The sequence below is a fragment of the Mesorhizobium sp. P3_A2 genome (assembly GCF_056403115.1).
The window spans coordinates 65,446-82,082 of sequence record NZ_JBFUGC010000017.1 but is presented as its reverse complement, the minus strand read 5'-3'; the positions used below and the strand labels follow the sequence as shown (position 1 = coordinate 82,082).

15 protein-coding genes and 1 tRNA gene are annotated in these 16,637 nt (G+C 62.3%); 6 read left to right on the top strand and 10 right to left on the bottom strand.

Features of this window, described 5'->3' with window-relative positions:
• Window positions 1-6 precede the first annotated feature (6 nt).
• From AC1DXM_RS29015 to phaC, 6 genes are all read right to left on the bottom strand, one after another.
• Window positions 7-330 (bottom strand): helix-turn-helix domain-containing protein, encoded by a 324-nt coding sequence (locus AC1DXM_RS29015; RefSeq protein WP_477238541.1) that lies wholly within the window; start codon window positions 328-330, stop codon window positions 7-9.
• A gap of 1,214 nt (window positions 331-1,544) precedes the next feature.
• The gene (locus AC1DXM_RS29010) at window positions 1,545-1,796 is read right to left on the bottom strand and encodes a hypothetical protein (RefSeq protein WP_477238539.1); all 252 of its coding nucleotides are present in this window, start codon (window positions 1,794-1,796) and stop codon (window positions 1,545-1,547) included.
• A 185-nt stretch (window positions 1,797-1,981) separates the two neighbouring features.
• Entirely contained in the window at window positions 1,982-2,317 is a 336-nt protein-coding gene (locus AC1DXM_RS29005; RefSeq protein ID WP_477238537.1) for a GcrA family cell cycle regulator, read from the bottom strand.
• A gap of 178 nt (window positions 2,318-2,495) precedes the next feature.
• A tRNA-Glu gene (locus tag AC1DXM_RS29000) sits at window positions 2,496-2,570 on the bottom strand.
• A 448-nt stretch (window positions 2,571-3,018) separates the two neighbouring features.
• The gene (locus tag AC1DXM_RS28995; RefSeq protein WP_477238535.1) at window positions 3,019-4,176 is read right to left on the bottom strand and encodes a YcbK family protein; all 1,158 of its coding nucleotides are present in this window, start codon (window positions 4,174-4,176) and stop codon (window positions 3,019-3,021) included.
• Between the two features lie 327 nt (window positions 4,177-4,503).
• Window positions 4,504-6,339, bottom strand: coding sequence for a class I poly(R)-hydroxyalkanoic acid synthase (phaC, locus tag AC1DXM_RS28990; protein ID WP_477238533.1), 1,836 nt, complete (start codon window positions 6,337-6,339; stop codon window positions 4,504-4,506).
• Window positions 6,340-6,436: 97 nt separating this feature from the next.
• Here phaC and AC1DXM_RS28985 point away from each other — a divergent pair, with 97 nt between their 5' ends.
• From AC1DXM_RS28985 to recJ, 5 genes are all read left to right on the top strand, one after another.
• A complete protein-coding gene (locus AC1DXM_RS28985; protein ID WP_477238531.1) occupies window positions 6,437-6,847 on the top strand; it encodes a hypothetical protein in 411 nt (136 codons plus the stop codon).
• 91 nt (window positions 6,848-6,938) lie between these two features.
• The gene (locus tag AC1DXM_RS28980; protein ID WP_477238529.1) at window positions 6,939-8,156 is read left to right on the top strand and encodes an LL-diaminopimelate aminotransferase; all 1,218 of its coding nucleotides are present in this window, start codon (window positions 6,939-6,941) and stop codon (window positions 8,154-8,156) included.
• Window positions 8,157-8,307: 151 nt separating this feature from the next.
• Complete coding sequence (locus AC1DXM_RS28975; protein WP_477238527.1) at window positions 8,308-9,621, top strand: homoserine dehydrogenase; 1,314 nt, start codon at window positions 8,308-8,310, stop codon at window positions 9,619-9,621.
• Window positions 9,622-9,879: 258 nt separating this feature from the next.
• Window positions 9,880-10,863, top strand: coding sequence for a class II fructose-bisphosphatase (glpX, locus tag AC1DXM_RS28970; protein ID WP_477238525.1), 984 nt, complete (start codon window positions 9,880-9,882; stop codon window positions 10,861-10,863).
• 60 nt (window positions 10,864-10,923) lie between these two features.
• On the top strand, window positions 10,924-12,708 hold the full coding sequence (recJ, locus tag AC1DXM_RS28965; protein WP_477238523.1) for a single-stranded-DNA-specific exonuclease RecJ: 1,785 nt from the start codon (window positions 10,924-10,926) through the stop codon (window positions 12,706-12,708).
• 15 nt (window positions 12,709-12,723) lie between these two features.
• Here recJ and AC1DXM_RS28960 read toward each other — a convergent pair whose 3' ends face one another.
• The 3 genes from AC1DXM_RS28960 to folE all read right to left on the bottom strand — a co-directional run bounded on the left by AC1DXM_RS28960 (window position 12,724) and on the right by folE (window position 14,901).
• The gene (locus AC1DXM_RS28960; RefSeq protein ID WP_477238521.1) at window positions 12,724-13,695 is read right to left on the bottom strand and encodes a patatin family protein; all 972 of its coding nucleotides are present in this window, start codon (window positions 13,693-13,695) and stop codon (window positions 12,724-12,726) included.
• Between the two features lie 84 nt (window positions 13,696-13,779).
• A complete protein-coding gene (gene hisI / locus AC1DXM_RS28955; protein WP_477238519.1) occupies window positions 13,780-14,232 on the bottom strand; it encodes a phosphoribosyl-AMP cyclohydrolase in 453 nt (150 codons plus the stop codon).
• A gap of 33 nt (window positions 14,233-14,265) precedes the next feature.
• Window positions 14,266-14,901, bottom strand: a complete 636-nt coding sequence (gene folE, locus AC1DXM_RS28950; protein ID WP_477238517.1) for a GTP cyclohydrolase I FolE — start codon at window positions 14,899-14,901, stop codon at window positions 14,266-14,268.
• Window positions 14,902-15,142: 241 nt separating this feature from the next.
• Between folE and AC1DXM_RS28945 the strand changes: the two genes are divergently transcribed.
• Window positions 15,143-15,589: an iron-sulfur cluster assembly scaffold protein gene (locus AC1DXM_RS28945; RefSeq protein ID WP_477238515.1), complete on the top strand. Its 447-nt coding sequence runs from the start codon at window positions 15,143-15,145 to the stop codon at window positions 15,587-15,589.
• Between the two features lie 59 nt (window positions 15,590-15,648).
• Here the strand turns inward: AC1DXM_RS28945 and AC1DXM_RS28940 are convergent, their stop codons facing one another.
• A complete protein-coding gene (locus tag AC1DXM_RS28940; RefSeq protein WP_477238591.1) occupies window positions 15,649-16,578 on the bottom strand; it encodes a LysR substrate-binding domain-containing protein in 930 nt (309 codons plus the stop codon).
• Window positions 16,579-16,637 lie beyond the last annotated feature (59 nt).

Genomic DNA, 16,637 nt, shown 5'->3' with positions numbered 1-16,637 from the left:
GTAGCGCTACATCTCATTGGAGCCGATCACACCCGACTCGCCTTCAGAGAAGTTAGTTCGTGACGGCCCCGCAGCGGTGAATACTACACCAGCCACCTCAAACGCCTGAAGTAGGGCGGCGAGCTTCGTGGGACGCGGAATCCTCCGCCCGTTTTCAAAGTCGCGTATTGTCCCTTCGCTCAAACCGCTCTTTGAAGCGAGCCGCACCTGAGACCAGTTCAATAGCGCCCGTGCCGCCCGCGACTGCTCTGGTGTCATCACCAGGATCGAAGCGCTTTCGCCTCTGCCGTCCTGCTGGCTGACGCCGTGGTTCCTAATGTCGTCGGCCATGACCGTTCCTCCTGGCAAAGAACAGCGGCTGACAGCGAATGTTCCATCTCGCTTACATAAGAGACAGCTACGGAGCCGAACCAGACAATGAGATATTAAGCCCGCCCGTCAGGTCTTAGTCAGCAGCCTGACTTTTGAGAGCCTTCGCCGAGCGAGTTTGCGAGCCGCGTCTGCGAGGTGATTGCCAAAGACTTCGGTGACGAATGCAAGGGTCATCAAGTCGATCAAAAAATCGCCGATCGCGCCCGAGACAACGTAATCGGACCTAGGTCCCATGTGCAATGGGCCTGACGTCGGAACGCGGAACGTTTGCTCAGGCGCTACGTTCGGCAGTGTCATTCGCGTCGTTGTATTGGGGAGGTGGCTTGATGCCAATTTCGAATGAGTTGAAGGACGAGTACCTGGAATTTGAGTGCCCCAACTGTTCCCATGTAATGCTGAAAAAGGGCTCGTGGTTCAAGGTTATATCGAGCTTCAACTGCGACCAATGCGACGCGAGGATAAGGCTTGGCTATCCGGACAAGCTCACACTTTTTGAACAAAAAAAGCGAAGCATGAACCTGTCTGCAAGGTGAGAGTTCAAGCGGCCCGACAGTGCTTTGGGGTGGCGGGTTGAACGTCGGGCCTAACCGGCCCGGGGGCCAGGCCGGTTAGTGGAATCGTTCATTTGGGCGATGCTTATCGAGCCAGAAAATGGCCGACGCGATATTGGCCGGTGAGAACAGTGAAATCCGCGCCGGCCACCGCGGAACACGGGAACCGCCCACGGAAATTAGCGCTCTCCGAACGATCGGCAACGATTGGTTAAGGATGTACAGTGAGTCCTGGTTGAAGCCACCTCTGAGCGCATTAAATCCCCCAAGGTCACCGGCGATGTATGGACATCGGTGCTTGGAGTTCGTTGCGCTTTCGCCCCGGGAATTAGAGGTGGGCATCATGACCCAGCCAAGGATATCGGCTTCCGACTGCAATGTCTTGCGCGGCGCCTTCGTAAAATGCGTCATCGAAAAGAACATCCCAGAGGACCGATGGCGTGATGAGGCTGCCCTGTTGATCCGAGACTATACGGATAGCGATGACGTAGATTCCAACTTGCTGGAATGGATCATACGGACTGGCACTATCTAGCTGATGCGTGATCCCGACCTTCTTGGCGAAATACTGGACCTCATTATCGTCGCCGGTTTCGCTGGGAGGATACCGGCCGATGCTGCTTAGTTGACTTGTTCGACCTCAGGAGCAGGCGCCTGGTCGGTCGAGGGCACCGGCGTGCAATCTTGCCCCTTGCACTCCTCGACGTGGTCCTCGGCTGGCGGCAAGCAATTTTGCCCCTCGCAATGAACCGGCGGCTGCTCTGGTACCGCTGCGGCGTTCGGCGAAACAGGCTGATCTTCGGCGCGAACGGACACCACGTCTGCCAGGCCGATCATGGCCGCGCATAAAAGCGCTATTCGCAGCAAGTTCATTCCCGACCTCCACGGCTGAGAGCGAATGGAACTTACACTTGCAAACAGACGCCGACATACCATCTCCCGCGAACGACGTTAACAGCACGTTTCCACCCCCAGCGATGTCCTGCGGTTGTCCATTGGACAAGCTACCGGGATCTGACGCGCGCCGGTGCCGGCGTGTTGCTTGTGGGCCTCGTAGTCTAAGCGGCGCGCCGTTGGGGGATATGAAGACCCGAACGGGCTCGACGAGGGTCCACGGCGGTCACAATGTTATGGTGGCGATCGCAGTAGACTCGATCCGGCGAAGTTGGCCCGGCACAAAAGCGGTAGCCGCCAGGTACTGACGGATCTTCGCTCACCGGGAAGCGGCACTGATGGAGGCCGAGCTGAATGAGGGGAATGTCTCTCGAAGGTAGTCTGGTATTTTCAGGCATGATGGTTTTCAGGTTCCTTAGTTCATAACCATTGCTGGCTGACAGCCGCAGTGCGGCCTGTCGGGCGAGCTTCTCTCGTTTTGGAGGGCTTTGGATCACCATATGGTGCTGGTCGCACCGTCAATGAAGCCCGACGCCCCTGCTTTTGAAGCCAACAGTTTGCGACTTAAGGCCACACCTGCGCTGCTTCGCGAAGCCTACCTTGGTGCGGAGACTCACCGACGCGGAGATGCATTTCGGGTCCGCAGACATCAGATCATAGTCAAGTCATTGAAAGATCTGGTACGCCCAAGGGGAATCGAACCCCTGTTACCGCCGTGAAAGGGCGGTGTCCTAACCGCTAGACGATGGGCGCGCTCAGACGAAGCGGCTTATAATTGCGTTGTTGCCAACCGGCAACCCATCAGCCGCCAGATGCGACAACTTTTTTCAAAAGGGGCAAGAACCGCGGTTTCGGTAAGGCAGGCGGGCTTGGTGGTCGCGCGGAAATCGCATGTCTGTGGCCGAAGCGTTCCGCACGCTCGTCATCCACGGGCGGAGCAAGGAGCGTAGCGACGCGGCGTAGACCCGAGGATCCATGCCGCGACGTTCGAGCATTGCCACGGTGCAGATTCTGCTCCGCAGTGTTTCTGCGGCTTGAGTCCCGGCATGGATCCCTGGGTCTGCGCTCCGCTTCGCGTCGCTGCGCCCAAGGATGACGAAGTCGCGGAGGGCTCCGGCCAATCTCCAACGTTGCTCATAGCTAGCCGGAAGGAACGGTGGGCTGCTGGCAGCTCCTCAACCCGTCTGCCGTGTGGCGAGGCCTAACCCCGCCGGCGGCAGCGCCAGTTCCAGTCGCGCTCGGGGCCGACGTCGACGTGGACGGATTCGGTGTGGCAATAGGTGCCGACGCCGCCACGGCCGGGCATAGTCCTGATGTAGCTCGCCAGCTCCCATTTGGAGACGCCCGGCACCTGGATGTCGGCGGCGGCGCAATACATGTGCAGCGAGTTCTTGGCGCCGTTGGCGCGGCGGTTGCGGGCGGGGTCGCGATAGCCGGAGGTGACCATCATCTTGCGGCCGTAGTGGCCTTCGATGGTCTTCAGCACGCGCACCAGCGACGGCTTCAGGCAGGCGACATCGACGCTTTCGTTCTGCTTCAGCAGGCCGTTGGGCGCCAGCCGGGCGAGGCCGGCGGCGGACGCCACCTGATAGGCGCCGCCCGAGCCTTCGTCCTCGTTCAGATCGACGTCGCTTTCGTCGTCGATGCCGGATTTGCGCTTGATCTCGAACAGCGCCGTCTGGCGCACGCCGGGCAGCGCATCGGCGCCGGTGATATGGCTGCTGCTGTCGTCGCCGAGCGAGGCCAACTGAACCGGCTTGTCGGCCGAAGTGGCAGAAGCCAGCGTGACAATGGGCTTGGCGGGTGCTTCCTTGGGTTGGGCAGCAACCGCAGGCTGTTCGCCCGAGCGGGAGTTGATCAGCGGAGCAGGTGCAGCCGAGGCTGGTGCTGTGCTGAACAGCGAAGCGAAGAAGCCCTTCTTCGGCGCGTCGACCTGCTGGGGAGCGGCTGCCGTCACGTAGACTTCATTGGTCGCGGGGGTCGCGGGTGCCGCGGCCGTCGGTTTTGGTGCGGTCACGCCGGCATCGGCGGCGGCAATCTTCTGCGCCGCGTCGTCCGTTGCGGCCGCCGTCTGTGCCGGCTGCTGCAGCGCCTGCGGCGTCTGGCTGACGATGGTGTCGGCGCCCGCGGGAACAGTGACCGGGAAATTGGCGCCGGGCTTGGTCATCGGTACATAGGCGACCTGCTCGGGCAGCGTCGCATCGCCCGCGGCCGTCATCATCATCTGCGGCCCTGTCGATGTGATCTGCGCGGTCGATGTGACCTGCACGGTCGAATCGCCTGGCGCCGCAGCGCTGGTGCCGGAAGCTGCCGCGATGTCAGAAGCAGTGGCGTTGTAGCCGGGCATACCGACCGACATTGTCGGGTCGCCGGCGGAGGTGCAGGACGCCAGAAGCACGGAGAAAAGCGCTGCCGCTATTGTGCGACCCTCTCTCCCCGCGAGACGCGATCCTACTGATTTCAAAACTAAATTCCCCCTCGGTGTCCGGTCTGCCTGCTATTGGTGCGGCGTCGAAACGTTCACGTCCAATAACCCTGTGTTCCCAAACCGGAAACGAGACTTGTGTCAATTCTGCAAGCCTCTGAATTAATCGCTCGTTGGAGGCGAATTGAGGCTTCTTGATGGTTGACGACACCATTTCGCCCCGTTTTGCCGGCCCGTCAACTCACCAGACATTACAGTCCGTTACACACGCACCTTGACATAGGTGCCGGGGGCATCACCCAGGGTTTTCATATGCTTGCCCGGTTTGCGGGCCGGAACGAGGGTGTCGTCCTGGGTCTCGATCCAGTGCTGCCAGTGCGTCCACCAGGAGCCGGGATGCTCTACCGCATTGGCGAACCACTGGCCAAAATCGCCCACCGGCTTGCCACCGGTCCAGTACTGGTACTTCTTCGCTGCCGGCGGGTTGACGACACCGGCAATGTGGCCGGAGCCGGCCAGCACATACTCGACGTCGCCGCCGAAATATTGCGAACCGAGGAACACCGAAAGCGCCGGCGCGATGTGATCTTCCTTCGACGCCAAATTGTAGACCGGGATGGTGACGTCGGCCAGTGAGACGATGCGGCCGGCGAGCTCCATCACGCCCCGCGTCAGATTGTTCTCGAGATAGCAGTTGCGCAGGTAGAAGGAATGGTTGGCCGCCGCCATGCGGGTGGAATCGGCGTTCCAGTAGAGCAGGTCGAAGGGCAGGGGATCCTTGCCGCGCATGTAATTGTTGATGACATAGGGCCAGATCAGGTCGCCCGAGCGCAGCATGTTGAAGGCGGTCGCCATCTTGGTGCCGTCGAGATAGCCCTTTTCGTTCATCGATTTTTCGACCGCTGCGACCTGGTCCTCGTCGACGAACACTTTCAGGTCGCCGGCATGGGTGAAGTCGACCTGCGTGGTGAAGAAGGTCGCCGACTTGATGCGGTTGTCGCCTTCCTGAGCCAGCAGCGCGAGTGCGGCCGCCAAAAGCGTGCCGCCGACGCAGTAGCCGATGGCGTTGACCTCCTTCTCGCCGGTGGCCTTCTCGATCGTGTCGAGGCCGTATTGCAGGCCCTCGCGGATATAGGCTTCCCAGCCCTTGGCGCCGTGGCGCTCATCGGGATTAATCCAGGAAATGACGAAGACGGTGTGGCCCTGCTCGATCGCCCAGCGGATGAAGGATTTCTGCGGGTTGAGATCGAGGATGTAGTATTTGTTGATCCAGGGCGGGCAGATCAGCAGCGGGCGTTTGAGCACCGTTTCCGTCGTCGGGTCGTACTGGATGATCTCGGCGACATCGCTGCGTCCGACCACCTTGCCGGGTGAGGTCGCGACGTTCTTACCGATTTCGAAGGGCGAATAGTCGGCTTGTCTCAGCTTCAGGTCGCCCTTGCCGGCGGCGATGTCCTCGGCCAGCATTTTCATGCCGCGCACCAGGTTTTCGCCATTCGAGGCGACGGTTTCGCGAAACAGCTCCGGATTGGTCAGGATGAAGTTCGACGGCGAGATGGCGTTGGACACCTGCTTGACGTAGAAGCTGGCCTTGTGGCGGGTGTGGTCGTCGAGGCCTTCGGCATGCTCGACGAGGTCGGCCGCCCAGCGCGAGGTGACGAGATAGGCCTGTTTGAGGAAATCGAAGAACGCGTTGCGGCCCCACTCAGGGTCCTGGAAGCGCTTGTCGCCGCGCTCCGGCTTGACCGCATCGTCGGGCGCTTCGGCATTCGGGCTGATGCGCTGGATGGCGTTTCCCCAGACGGTCATATAGCCGGCGAACAGTCGCGTCTGCGCTTCCAACGCGCGTTGCGGATCGGCAAGCCAGTATTCGCTGAGCTTGGAGAAGGTTTTGACCATGTCGACCACGGGCTCGGCGACGTGATCGCGCACCTCACCTTTTTCACGCGGCTCGGCCCAGGCAGAGGCCGCCTTGCCGGCCTGTTCGACCATGCGCGCCATGTTCAACGCGAAGCGTTCCGGGTCTTTCACCAGATATTGCTCGACGGTCGAAGATTGATCATCTTCCGCTTTGCTCGAATCAGGTGTTTTGGACATGGCTCGCGGGGTTCCTCCCGAGGCGTTTTCTTGACATATTATCATGGGACATCTGACCGGGTCCAATGCGCTGTACCCCGGCTGCCAGGAAAACAATATGACGATTAACACCGGCAAGACCATTTTTTCGGGGGCAGGCCGCTTTTGCCGCATCGCTGTTGCGACAGCTTTTCTGGCGCCAGGGCTGTTGGCAGCAGGCGGCTGCACCAGCGCCAACACCGGCAACGGGATGAATGTGGGCCTGACACAGGGCGCGCAGGACACCGGCTCCTATCCCAATCTGAACATCCCGCCGCAGGTCGCGGCAAAGCAGCTCACGCCTGAGGAGACCCAGGCCAAGCTTGACCTGCTGAAGGGCGAACAGCAGGCGCAGGCGGGCAAGGGCGGCGGCGGTGTCCCGTCCACCAGCCCGGCGGCGCTGAACTCGCTGGCGAAGAACCATGGCAAGGACACGCTGAAACAGATCGAGGCCAAATGCGATCCCGCCCTCGACCCTACCTGCAAATAGGGCTATATGGCGCGCCGAAAGCCCACCTTTGCCAAGGTCCGCTTTGCCAAACCAACTCTGCCAAAGCCAATTCTAATCGTCTGGAACTGACATGGAAGAATTTCACAAGGTCCGCCGGCTTCCGCCTTACGTGTTCGAGCAGGTCAACCGGCTGAAGGCCAGTGCCCGTTCGCGCGGCGCCGACATTATCGACCTTGGCATGGGCAATCCGGACCTGCCGACGCCGAAGGCGATCGTCGACAAATTGTGCGAAGTGGTGCGCGATCCGCGCACGCATCGCTATTCATCCTCGCGCGGCATTCCCGGTTTGCGCCGCGCCCAGGCCGCCTACTATCAGCGCCGCTTCGACGTGAAGCTCAATCCCGACACTCAGGTGGTGGCAACGCTCGGCTCGAAGGAAGGCTTCGCCAATATGGCGCAGGCGATCACCGCGCCCGGCGACGTGATCCTGTGCCCCAACCCGACCTATCCGATCCACGCTTTCGGCTTCATCATGTCGGGTGGCGTCATTCGTTCGCTGCAGGTCGAGCCGGATGACGGCTTCATTCCGGCGCTCGAGCGCGGTGTCCGCCATTCGATCCCGAAGCCGCTGGCGCTGATCCTCAACTATCCGTCGAACCCGACGGCGCTGGTCGCCTCGCTCGATTTCTACAAGGACGTCGTCGCCTTCGCCAAGAAGAACGACATCATCATCCTGTCGGACCTTGCCTATTCGGAAATCTACTTCGACGGCAATCCGCCGCCTTCGGTGCTGCAGGTGCCGGGCGCCATCGATGTCTGCGTCGAGTTCACTTCGATGTCGAAGACCTTCTCCATGCCCGGATGGCGGATGGGCTTTGCGGTCGGCAATGAGCGGCTGATTTCGGCGCTGACGCGGGTGAAGTCCTATCTCGACTACGGCGCCTTCACGCCGATCCAGGTGGCGGCGGCATATGCGCTCAATGGCGACGGCGCCGACATCGCCGAAGTGCGCGAGGTCTATCTGAAGCGCCGCGACGTCATGGTCGACGCCTTCAGCCGCGCCGGCTGGACCATTCCCGCACCGGCGGCCTCGATGTTTGCCTGGGCGCCGATCCCGGAGCCGTTCAAGCATCTCGGCTCGCTCGAATTCTCCAAGCTCCTGATCGAGCACGCCGACGTGGCGGTGGCGCCGGGCATCGGCTTCGGCGAGCATGGCGACGATCATGTGCGCATCGCACTGGTCGAAAACGAGCACCGGATCCGGCAGGCGGCGCGCAACATCAAGCGCTTCCTGGCGTCCAGCGCCAAGCAGCCGAACAATGTGGTGCCGCTCGCCGCGCATCGCTAGAGCAGTTCACCGTTTCACGGAAACGGCGATCTGCTCTAACTCATTGTTTTTGACGCAATTCCGGACGGAAAACCGTTTCACACTTTTCCTGGAATTGCTCTAAGGTCGCCGCACATCTTAATTGAGCAGAGTTTGAGGGGCGTCGCCGGACATGGCTGAAGCGTTGCGTGTTGGAATTGCGGGTCTTGGCACCGTCGGCGCCTCGGTGGCGCGCGTGCTGCGCGACAAAGCGGCCGAACTGACGCGCCAGTGCGGCCGTGACGTCGTTGTGTCAGCCGTTTCGGCCCGCGATTCGAAGCGTGACCGCGGCGTCGATCTCGCCGCCGCCAAATGGTTCGACGATCCGGTCAAGATGGCGCAGACCGCCGAGATCGACGTCTTCGTCGAACTGATCGGCGGCGACGAAGGGGCGGCGCGCGCGTCGGTCAAGGCAGCACTTGAGGCTGGTCGCCATGTGGTGACCGCCAACAAGGCGCTGCTGTCCAAGCATGGCGTGGCGTTGGCCGAAATCGCCGAGAAGAAGGGCGTGCTGCTCAACTACGAGGCAGCGGTGGCCGGCGGCATCCCAGTCATCAAGACGATGCGCGAGGCGATGGCCGGCAATTCGGTCACGCGCGTCTTCGGCATCCTCAACGGCACCTGCAACTACATCCTGACCCGCATGGAAGCCGAGGGCATTTCCTTCGACGAGTGCCTGAAGGACGCGCAGCGGCTGGGCTATGCCGAGGCCGATCCGACCTTCGACATCGAGGGCCATGACACGGCGCACAAACTGTCGATCCTGACCAGCCTGGCCTTCGGTACCAGGATCGCCGCCAACGACATCTACATGGAAGGCATTTCCAACATCAGCCAGGCTGATATCCGCGCTGCCGGCGACCTGGGCTACCGGATCAAACTGCTCGGCGTCGCGCAGCGCACCGACAGCGGCATCGAGCAGCGCGTGCACCCGACCATGGTGCCGACGGCCTCGGTGATCGCGCAGGTGCACGGCGTGACCAATGCGGTGGCGATCGAAACCGACATTCTGGGCGAACTTCTGCTCTCCGGCCCCGGCGCTGGCGGCAACGCCACCGCCTCGGCGGTGGTCGGCGACATCGCCGACATTGCCAAGAGCCGGCCGGGCTTCCAGCACGGTCCGGTTTTCGGCCTGCCGGCCAAGGAATTGCGCCCCTACAAGAAGGCGCAGATGCGTAGCCATGCCGGCGGCTATTTTATCCGGCTGACCGTGCACGACCGCATCGGCGTTTTCGCCGCGATCGCCAAGCGCATGGCCGACAACGATATTTCGCTGGAATCGATCGTCCAACATGCGGCTGGACCAGAAACCGATGCGCAAAAGACGGTGATCCTGGTCACCCACGAGACGACGGAAGCGGCGGTGCGCAAGGCCGTCGATGGTATCACCAAGGACGGCCATCTCACAGACAAGCCGCAGGTCATCCGCATCGAGCGTGCGGGCTAGGGGCAAGTCATCTTTCCCCTTTAATCGATTGATATTGCTGTGATTTCGAAAAATTGACGCCGCAAGTCTTGCCCTTGTCATGGAGCTTTGACACAAGAAGCGCGCCTCTAGAGCATAATGCCGAAAAGTGTGAAGCGGTTTTCGGACGACATCATGCTCTATCTCTTTTGATTTAGAGTCGGATTCAGATTTCAGGTCGAACAGACCTGAAATCATCCGGCTCCAGCGGCGGCGCGTTGTGAACGAGGATTTTTCCTGATGAATGTGGCCCAGAACATTGTCGCCGGTCTCGACCGGATACTCACCATGGAAGTCGTGCGCGTCACCGAGCGCGCCGCGGTCGCGGCCGCCAGACTGCGCGGGCGCGGCGATGAAAAGGCCGCCGACCAGGCCGCGGTCGACGCCATGCGGCAGGAACTCAATCGCCTGGCCATCAAGGGCACGGTGGTGATCGGCGAGGGCGAGCGCGACGAGGCGCCGATGCTCTATATCGGCGAAGAAGTCGGCAGCGGCATCGGTCCGGCGGTCGATATCGCGCTCGATCCGCTCGAAGGCACGACGATCTGCGCCAAGAACCTGCCCAACGCACTCGCCGTCATCGCCATTGCCGAAAAGGGCAGCCTGTTGTTTGCGCCCGACGTCTATATGGACAAGATCGCTATCGGTCCGGGCTATGCCGAAGGCGTCATCGACATCGATGCCTCGCCAGCCGAAAACATCGCCAGCCTGGCCAAGGCCAAAGGCGTCGCGATATCCGAAATCACCGCCTGCATCCTCGACCGTCCCCGCCACGAAAGGCTGATCGAAGCGGTGCGTGCCACGGGTGCTGCGATCCGGCTGATCGGCGACGGCGATGTCGCCGGCGTCATCCACACCACCGATCCGGAAGAGACCGGCATCGACATCTATCTCGGCACCGGCGGCGCGCCGGAAGGCGTGTTGGCGGCCGCCGCGCTGCGCTGCACCGGCGGCCAGATGCAGGGCCGGCTGATCCTCGACACGGCGGAAAAAGTGGCGCGCGCGGCAAAAATGGGCATTGCCGATCCGAAGCGGATCTATCGTGCCGAGGACATGGCGCGTGGCGACGTGCTGTTTGCGGCGACCGGCGTCACCGACGGCAACATGCTGGCCGGGGTCAAGTTCGGCAGCAATTCCATCACCACGCACACCATCGTGCTGCGCTCGTCTTCGCGCACCGTGCGCGAGATCAAGGCGCGTCACCAGGATCTGGAAAAGTTTTGAGACTTTCCTGTTTAGCCGTCGCATATTGCCGGAAATGACAATCTGCAGACGACCCCTCCTATGACGGGCGACAAACGCCTTTTCCTCGATGTCAGGCAGTCCGCGACCGGTGTTTCCTGGGAACACCGGTTGAGCGAACGGCAGGACATGACGGCGCTTGCCATCGCGCAGGGTCATGGCGTGCCCGACATTGTCGCGCGCGTGCTCGCCGGGCGCGGCGTCACCGCCGACCAGGCCGAGCGCTTCCTCGATCCTACGATCCGCGACCTGTTGCCGGATCCGGCCTCGCTGACCGACATGGACAAGGCTGCCACCCGTATTGCCGAAGCGGTCATGGCCAAGGAAAAAGTGGCGATCTTCGGCGACTACGACGTCGACGGCGCCGCCTCGTCGGCGCTGCTCAAACGCTTCCTGACGCATTTCTCTGTGCCGTCTGAAATCTACATTCCGGACCGCATTTTCGAGGGCTATGGCCCCAATCCGGAGGCGATGCGCGAACTGGTCTCGCGTGGCGCGACGCTGATCGTCACCGTCGATTGCGGCACCAACAGCGCCGTTTCCATCGACGCGGCGAAGGCGGCCGGCGCCGATGTGGTGGTGCTCGACCACCATCAGGTCGGTGGTGCGCTGCCGGAAGCGACCGCGGTCGTCAATCCCAATCGCGAGGACGATCTTTCCGGACAAGGCCACCTTTGCGCCGCCGGCGTCGTCTTCTTGGCTCTGGTGCAGACGGCGAGGATTCTGCGCAACCGTATGCCCGATGCCGCGCAGCCGGACCTGCTGTCGCTGCTTGATCTCGCTGCGCTGGCCACGGTTTGCGACGTCGTCCCGCTCATCGGCGTCAACCGCGCCTTCGTGGTCAAGGGGCTGCAGACGGCGCGCCAGCAGAAGAGTGAGGGGCTGGCAGCACTTGCGCGGGTGTCGCGCATCGGCGAGCCGATCAGCACCTTTCATCTCGCCTATCTGATCGGGCCGCGCATCAATGCCGGCGGTCGCATCGGCGATGCGGCTCTTGGCAGCCGGTTGCTCGCCACCGACGATCCGGTCGAGGCCGGCACGATTGCCGAGACGCTCGACCGGCTCAACCAGGAACGTCAGCAGATGGAGCTGGAGATGCTGGCCGCGGCGCGTGCCGAGGCCGATGCCGAGCTTGCCGGCGGCAATGGCCCGGCCGTCATCGTCACCGCCAGCACCAATTGGCATCCCGGCATCGTTGGGCTCATTGCATCGCGGCTGAAGGATCATGCGCGCCGGCCGGCCTTTGCTATCGCCTTCAACGCCAATGGCATCGGCACCGGATCGGGCCGTTCGGTGTCGGGCTTCGACCTCGGACGGCTGGTGCGCGAAGCTGCCGATGCCGGGCTGATCGTCAAGGGCGGCGGCCATGGCATGGCGGCAGGCATCACGGTGGAGCGCGCAAAACTCGGTGAACTCAGAGCCTTCTTCGAGGAGCGCGCGGCGGCCGAGGTGTTCCGCCTGCAGGACGAGGAAAGCCTGGCCATAGACGGTGCGCTCGCCGCCGAAGGGGCGACATTGAGCCTGCTCGATGCACTGGAGAAGGCCGGTCCGTTCGGGGCCGGCCATGTCGCGCCGGTGTTCGCGCTGCCACGCCACCGGCTGGCCGACGCGCGGGCAGTCGGCACCAACCACATCCGCGCCGACCTGCAGTCGGAGAGCGGCGGCCGCATCCAGGCGATCGCCTTTCGCTCCGTCGATACCGCGCTCGGCGAATTCCTGTTCAAGAACCGCGGCAAGACGATCCATGTCGCAGGCTCGCTGTCGGGCAATTACTGGAACGGCAACCGCACGGTGCAGTTCCGCATCACCGATGCAGCCAAGGCCTGAGATTGCTGGATTGGTTTAAGCCAGAACCGTCTGCAGCCGCTTCAGCTCGCCGATCTGCGCCATCGTCGCCTGGTAGCCGAGGCTGATGGCCTCGTCGGCGCGGTGGAATTCGGTCAGGCCGATATGGCTGAGCTTCGGCTGCAGCGACATGTCGGGCGGATCGCCGGCCAGCCTCGCGCGCGAAATCCGGTCCTGGATGATGTTAAAGGCCTCGACCATGACGCCGGTGATGCCGAGGCGCGTCTGGTGCGCCTGGTGGTCGGGGTCGGCCTGGCCCGGCCGAGGCGCGTCCTTCTCGATGAGCAGTTCGCCGGCACTGTGCTTGATGACGGCGGCGCGGCCGAACAGATCGTAGTGAAGGTTGACCGCGACGACCAGCGGCTGCTCGTAGGCGCGGCAGACCGAGACCGGCACCGGGTTGACCAGCGCGCCGTCGACCAGCACGCGGCCATTGCAATTCACCGGTTCGAACACGCCGGGCAACGCATAGGAGGCCCGCATGGCGGTGATCAGCGAGCCGCTCGACAGCCAGATCTCATGGCCGGTGCGGATTTCCGCGCCAACGGCGACGAAAGGCTTTGTCAGGTCTTCGAAACGGATGCCGGCCATGTGCTCGCGCAGCCTGGCGTCCAGCTTCATGCCGCCAAACAGGCCGCTGCCGCGCAGATTGAGATCGAGCAGGCCGAAGATGCGGCGCTTGGTCAGGCTGCGTGCGAATTCCTCGAGCTCATCCAGCTTGCCGGCGATGTAGCAGCCGCCGACCAGCGCGCCGATCGAGGTGCCGGCAATCATCGAGACTTCGATGCCAGCCTCGTCGAGCGCGCGCAGCACGCCGATATGCGCCCAGCCGCGTGCACAGCCGCCGCCCAGCGCGAGCGAAATGCCTGTCTTCCCCGCAGGTTGCGGGTCAGGCACGCCGCCGGACGATGAGGGGCCATTGGCCTCCCGCGCGTCTGGTCTGCTACGCAATGACGCCCATTCGAGCATCATGATCTCCCATGTCCCTTGTCCATTCTAGAGAAAGGACGTTTGAAAATAGTGAATATGAGTGGTTTGTGACTGTTGAATGGTTCACTTCCGATACGTCTGGTCCGCATCGAACAGCGGTCTGCTGCCATCGTCGGCAAGCGTCGCCTTGCCGTCGTTGAGCCCCACCGTCCGATAAAAGCATGAACGCCGGCCTGTGTGACAGGTTGCGTCGTGGCCCAACACTTTCACGCGAAGCCATAGGGCGTCCTGGTCGCAGTCGGTGCGCATCTCGACGACATGCTGAAAATTGCCGGAGGTTTCGCCCTTTTGCCACAGCGCATTGCGCGAGCGCGACCAGTAATGGGCGATGCCGGTCTCCAGCGTCAGCGCCAGCGCCTCGGCATTCATATGCGCGACCATCAAAAGCATGCCGTCTTCGGCATCGGTGACGACAACAGTGACGAGGCCCGCGGCGTCAAAGCGCGGTGAAAACACCGCGCCTTCTTCAAGCGCCTTCTTGTCCGATGGAGCCTTGGGAAATGTTAGTGCCGACATCGCCGGTCCTTGATCTAGCGATGCCGGCGGGGCTTACACCCCGAGGCCGCGCACCATGGTGACGAAACGGACCTGTTCCTCAGGCGTGTCCTTGAACACGCCGGTGAAGGTCGAGGTCAGCGTAGTGGAGCCTTGCTTGCGGATGCCGCGCATGGCCATGCACATATGCTCGGCCTCAATCATGACGGCGACGCCGCGCGGATTGAGCACGTCCTGGATGACGCCGGCAATCTGCGCGGTCATCGCTTCCTGCGTCTGCAGGCGATGGGCAAAGATATCGACGACGCGGGCGATCTTGGACAGGCCGACGACCTTGCCGTCCGGCAGATAGCCGACGTGCGCCTTGCCGATGATCGGCACCATGTGATGCTCGCAATGCGAATGGAAGTGGATATCCCTGACGATGACGAGATCGTCATAGCCGGCGACTTCCTCGAAGGTGCGGCCAAGTTCTTCGGCCGGGCACATGTCGTAGCCGTTGAACATTTCGAGATAGGCCTTGGTGACACGCTTGGGCGTGTCGATCAGGCCTTCGCGGTCCGGATTGTCGCCGGTCCAGCGCAACAGCGTGCGCACGGCGGCCTCGACCTCGGCTTCGCTCGGCCTGTCGGTGACCGGCTTGTCTAGATAGTCGGAGGGGGGCATGATTTTCTTGATGACGGCATCCATAAAGGCGTCTCCCGTAGTTCCTCTCTCAGGAGGAACGAGTTGAACGGACCACGACCTTTCGGGTGCTGGAAATTCGCCCGGCTTCCAGCCCGTAAGCGGCGTGAACGAAATGGGCAAGGACGGCGGCTTTGCGTTGCCTTGTCGATACCCGACTGCCAGCATTATATATGGTCGTGCCCAGCGAATGAAAGACGCCATAGCGGCAATCGCTGTTCGCTTGGCGGCGACGGATTGGAAAAATATGATTGACGACGTCTACAATGCGAAAATTCTGGGTTTTGCCGGAAACATCGCACGCATCGGCCGGCTCAATGATCCGGACGCGACGGCACGTGCCCATTCCAAATTGTGCGGCTCGACGGTGACTGTCGACCTCAAGATGGACGATGGCGTCGTTACCGATTTCGCTCATGACGTGAAGGCCTGCGCGCTTGGCCAGGCCTCGTCCTCGATCATGGCTCAGCATGTCATCGGCGCCAGCGCTGACGAATTGCGGGCTGTGCGCGACACCATGCTGAAGATGCTCAAGGAAAACGGGGCGCCGCCAGAAGGTCGTTTCGCCGATCTGAAATATCTGGAGCCGGTGCGCGACTACAAGGCGCGCCATGCCTCGACCATGCTGACCTTCGATGCCGTAGTCGATGCCATCGGCCAGATCGAGAAGAAACGCGCCGAAGAAGCCGCCTGACCTTTCCGTTTGACCGCCAGAGCCTGGTGTTTTTGCTTCGAGCCTTGCTGGATCGCTAACTAGCCGGTGGCTCCAGCCTTCGTTTCCTGCGTCCTTCTGCTTTCGGCAAATTCGCTTCTCACCCAGTCTGCAAAGGCCTTGGCCGGCTCCGGCAGGTCGTTCAAACTCCTGGCGACCAGCCAGTAGGCGCCGGATGCGACATCGATGTCGAACGGCTTGATCAGCGCGCCGGACGCGATCTCCTCACCGATCTGCAACAGGTCACCCAGCGCCACGCCGTGTCCGAGCAGGGCCGCCTGCTTTGACAGCGACACATCCGCCAACATCGGGCCGCGCGCCGGAATGGCGTCGGCGGCCACGCCGGCTGCCTCGAACCAGCGCGCCCAGCCTTGACGGTTTTCCTCGTGCAACAGCGTGTAGCGGGCGAGGTCGAGCGGCTTTTCGAGAGGAGGGCCTGACGCCAGCAAGGCCGGCGACAGTACCGGTGAATCGACGGTCGAAGCAAGCCATTCGGCCTCGCTGCGCGGCCATGAGGTGGCGCGCGCACTGAAGCGCAAGGCAAGTTCGGGCTGATCGCTGCGGAACTCGATCGGCCTTGGGTCGACTTCGAGGGAAACGTCGATATCGGGCCGCAACTGGCTGAAGCGGTTGAGCCGCGGCAACAGCCATACCGAGGCCAGCGATGGCTCGACGCTGACGCGGACCACCGACTGCGCCGGGGCCGCCACCAAGTCCGAAAGCAGCCTGTCGATGTCGTCGAAACTCTTGACCAGCTGATCGAGCAGACGCTGGCCGGCCTCGGTCAGCTCGACGCGGCGATGATGGCGGTGGAACAAGGGCCGGCGCAGGAACTGCTCCAGTTCGCGGATCTGCCGGCTGATCGCGGCCTGCGAGACGAACAGCTCCTCGGCGGCCCGGCTGAAACTCAATTGCCGGCCGGCTGCCTCGAAACTTCGCAACGCTGTCAGGGGCAGCCGGCCGCGCTTCATTCGCATAACCCAAAGTTATCCGAAGCGGAAATTATACTCGTTTGAAGGCGAAGACCAGT

Excerpts from the sequence above, each read along its gene's own strand:
- AC1DXM_RS29015 (WP_477238541.1), bottom strand. The coding sequence starts at position 330 with ATGGCCGACGACATTAGGAACCACGGCGTCAGCCAGCAGGACGGCAGA.
- AC1DXM_RS29010 (WP_477238539.1), bottom strand. The coding sequence starts at position 1,796 with ATGAACTTGCTGCGAATAGCGCTTTTATGCGCGGCCATGATCGGCCTG.
- AC1DXM_RS29005 (WP_477238537.1), bottom strand. The coding sequence starts at position 2,317 with ATGGTGATCCAAAGCCCTCCAAAACGAGAGAAGCTCGCCCGACAGGCC.
- AC1DXM_RS28995 (WP_477238535.1), bottom strand. The coding sequence starts at position 4,176 with ATGTCGGTCGGTATGCCCGGCTACAACGCCACTGCTTCTGACATCGCG.
- phaC (WP_477238533.1), bottom strand. The coding sequence starts at position 6,339 with ATGTCCAAAACACCTGATTCGAGCAAAGCGGAAGATGATCAATCTTCG.
- AC1DXM_RS28985 (WP_477238531.1), top strand. The coding sequence starts at position 6,437 with ATGACGATTAACACCGGCAAGACCATTTTTTCGGGGGCAGGCCGCTTT.
- AC1DXM_RS28980 (WP_477238529.1), top strand. The coding sequence starts at position 6,939 with ATGGAAGAATTTCACAAGGTCCGCCGGCTTCCGCCTTACGTGTTCGAG.
- AC1DXM_RS28975 (WP_477238527.1), top strand. The coding sequence starts at position 8,308 with ATGGCTGAAGCGTTGCGTGTTGGAATTGCGGGTCTTGGCACCGTCGGC.
- glpX (WP_477238525.1), top strand. The coding sequence starts at position 9,880 with ATGAATGTGGCCCAGAACATTGTCGCCGGTCTCGACCGGATACTCACC.
- recJ (WP_477238523.1), top strand. The coding sequence starts at position 10,924 with ATGACGGGCGACAAACGCCTTTTCCTCGATGTCAGGCAGTCCGCGACC.
- AC1DXM_RS28960 (WP_477238521.1), bottom strand. The coding sequence starts at position 13,695 with ATGCTCGAATGGGCGTCATTGCGTAGCAGACCAGACGCGCGGGAGGCC.
- hisI (WP_477238519.1), bottom strand. The coding sequence starts at position 14,232 with ATGTCGGCACTAACATTTCCCAAGGCTCCATCGGACAAGAAGGCGCTT.
- folE (WP_477238517.1), bottom strand. The coding sequence starts at position 14,901 with ATGGATGCCGTCATCAAGAAAATCATGCCCCCCTCCGACTATCTAGAC.
- AC1DXM_RS28945 (WP_477238515.1), top strand. The coding sequence starts at position 15,143 with ATGATTGACGACGTCTACAATGCGAAAATTCTGGGTTTTGCCGGAAAC.
- AC1DXM_RS28940 (WP_477238591.1), bottom strand. The coding sequence starts at position 16,578 with ATGAAGCGCGGCCGGCTGCCCCTGACAGCGTTGCGAAGTTTCGAGGCA.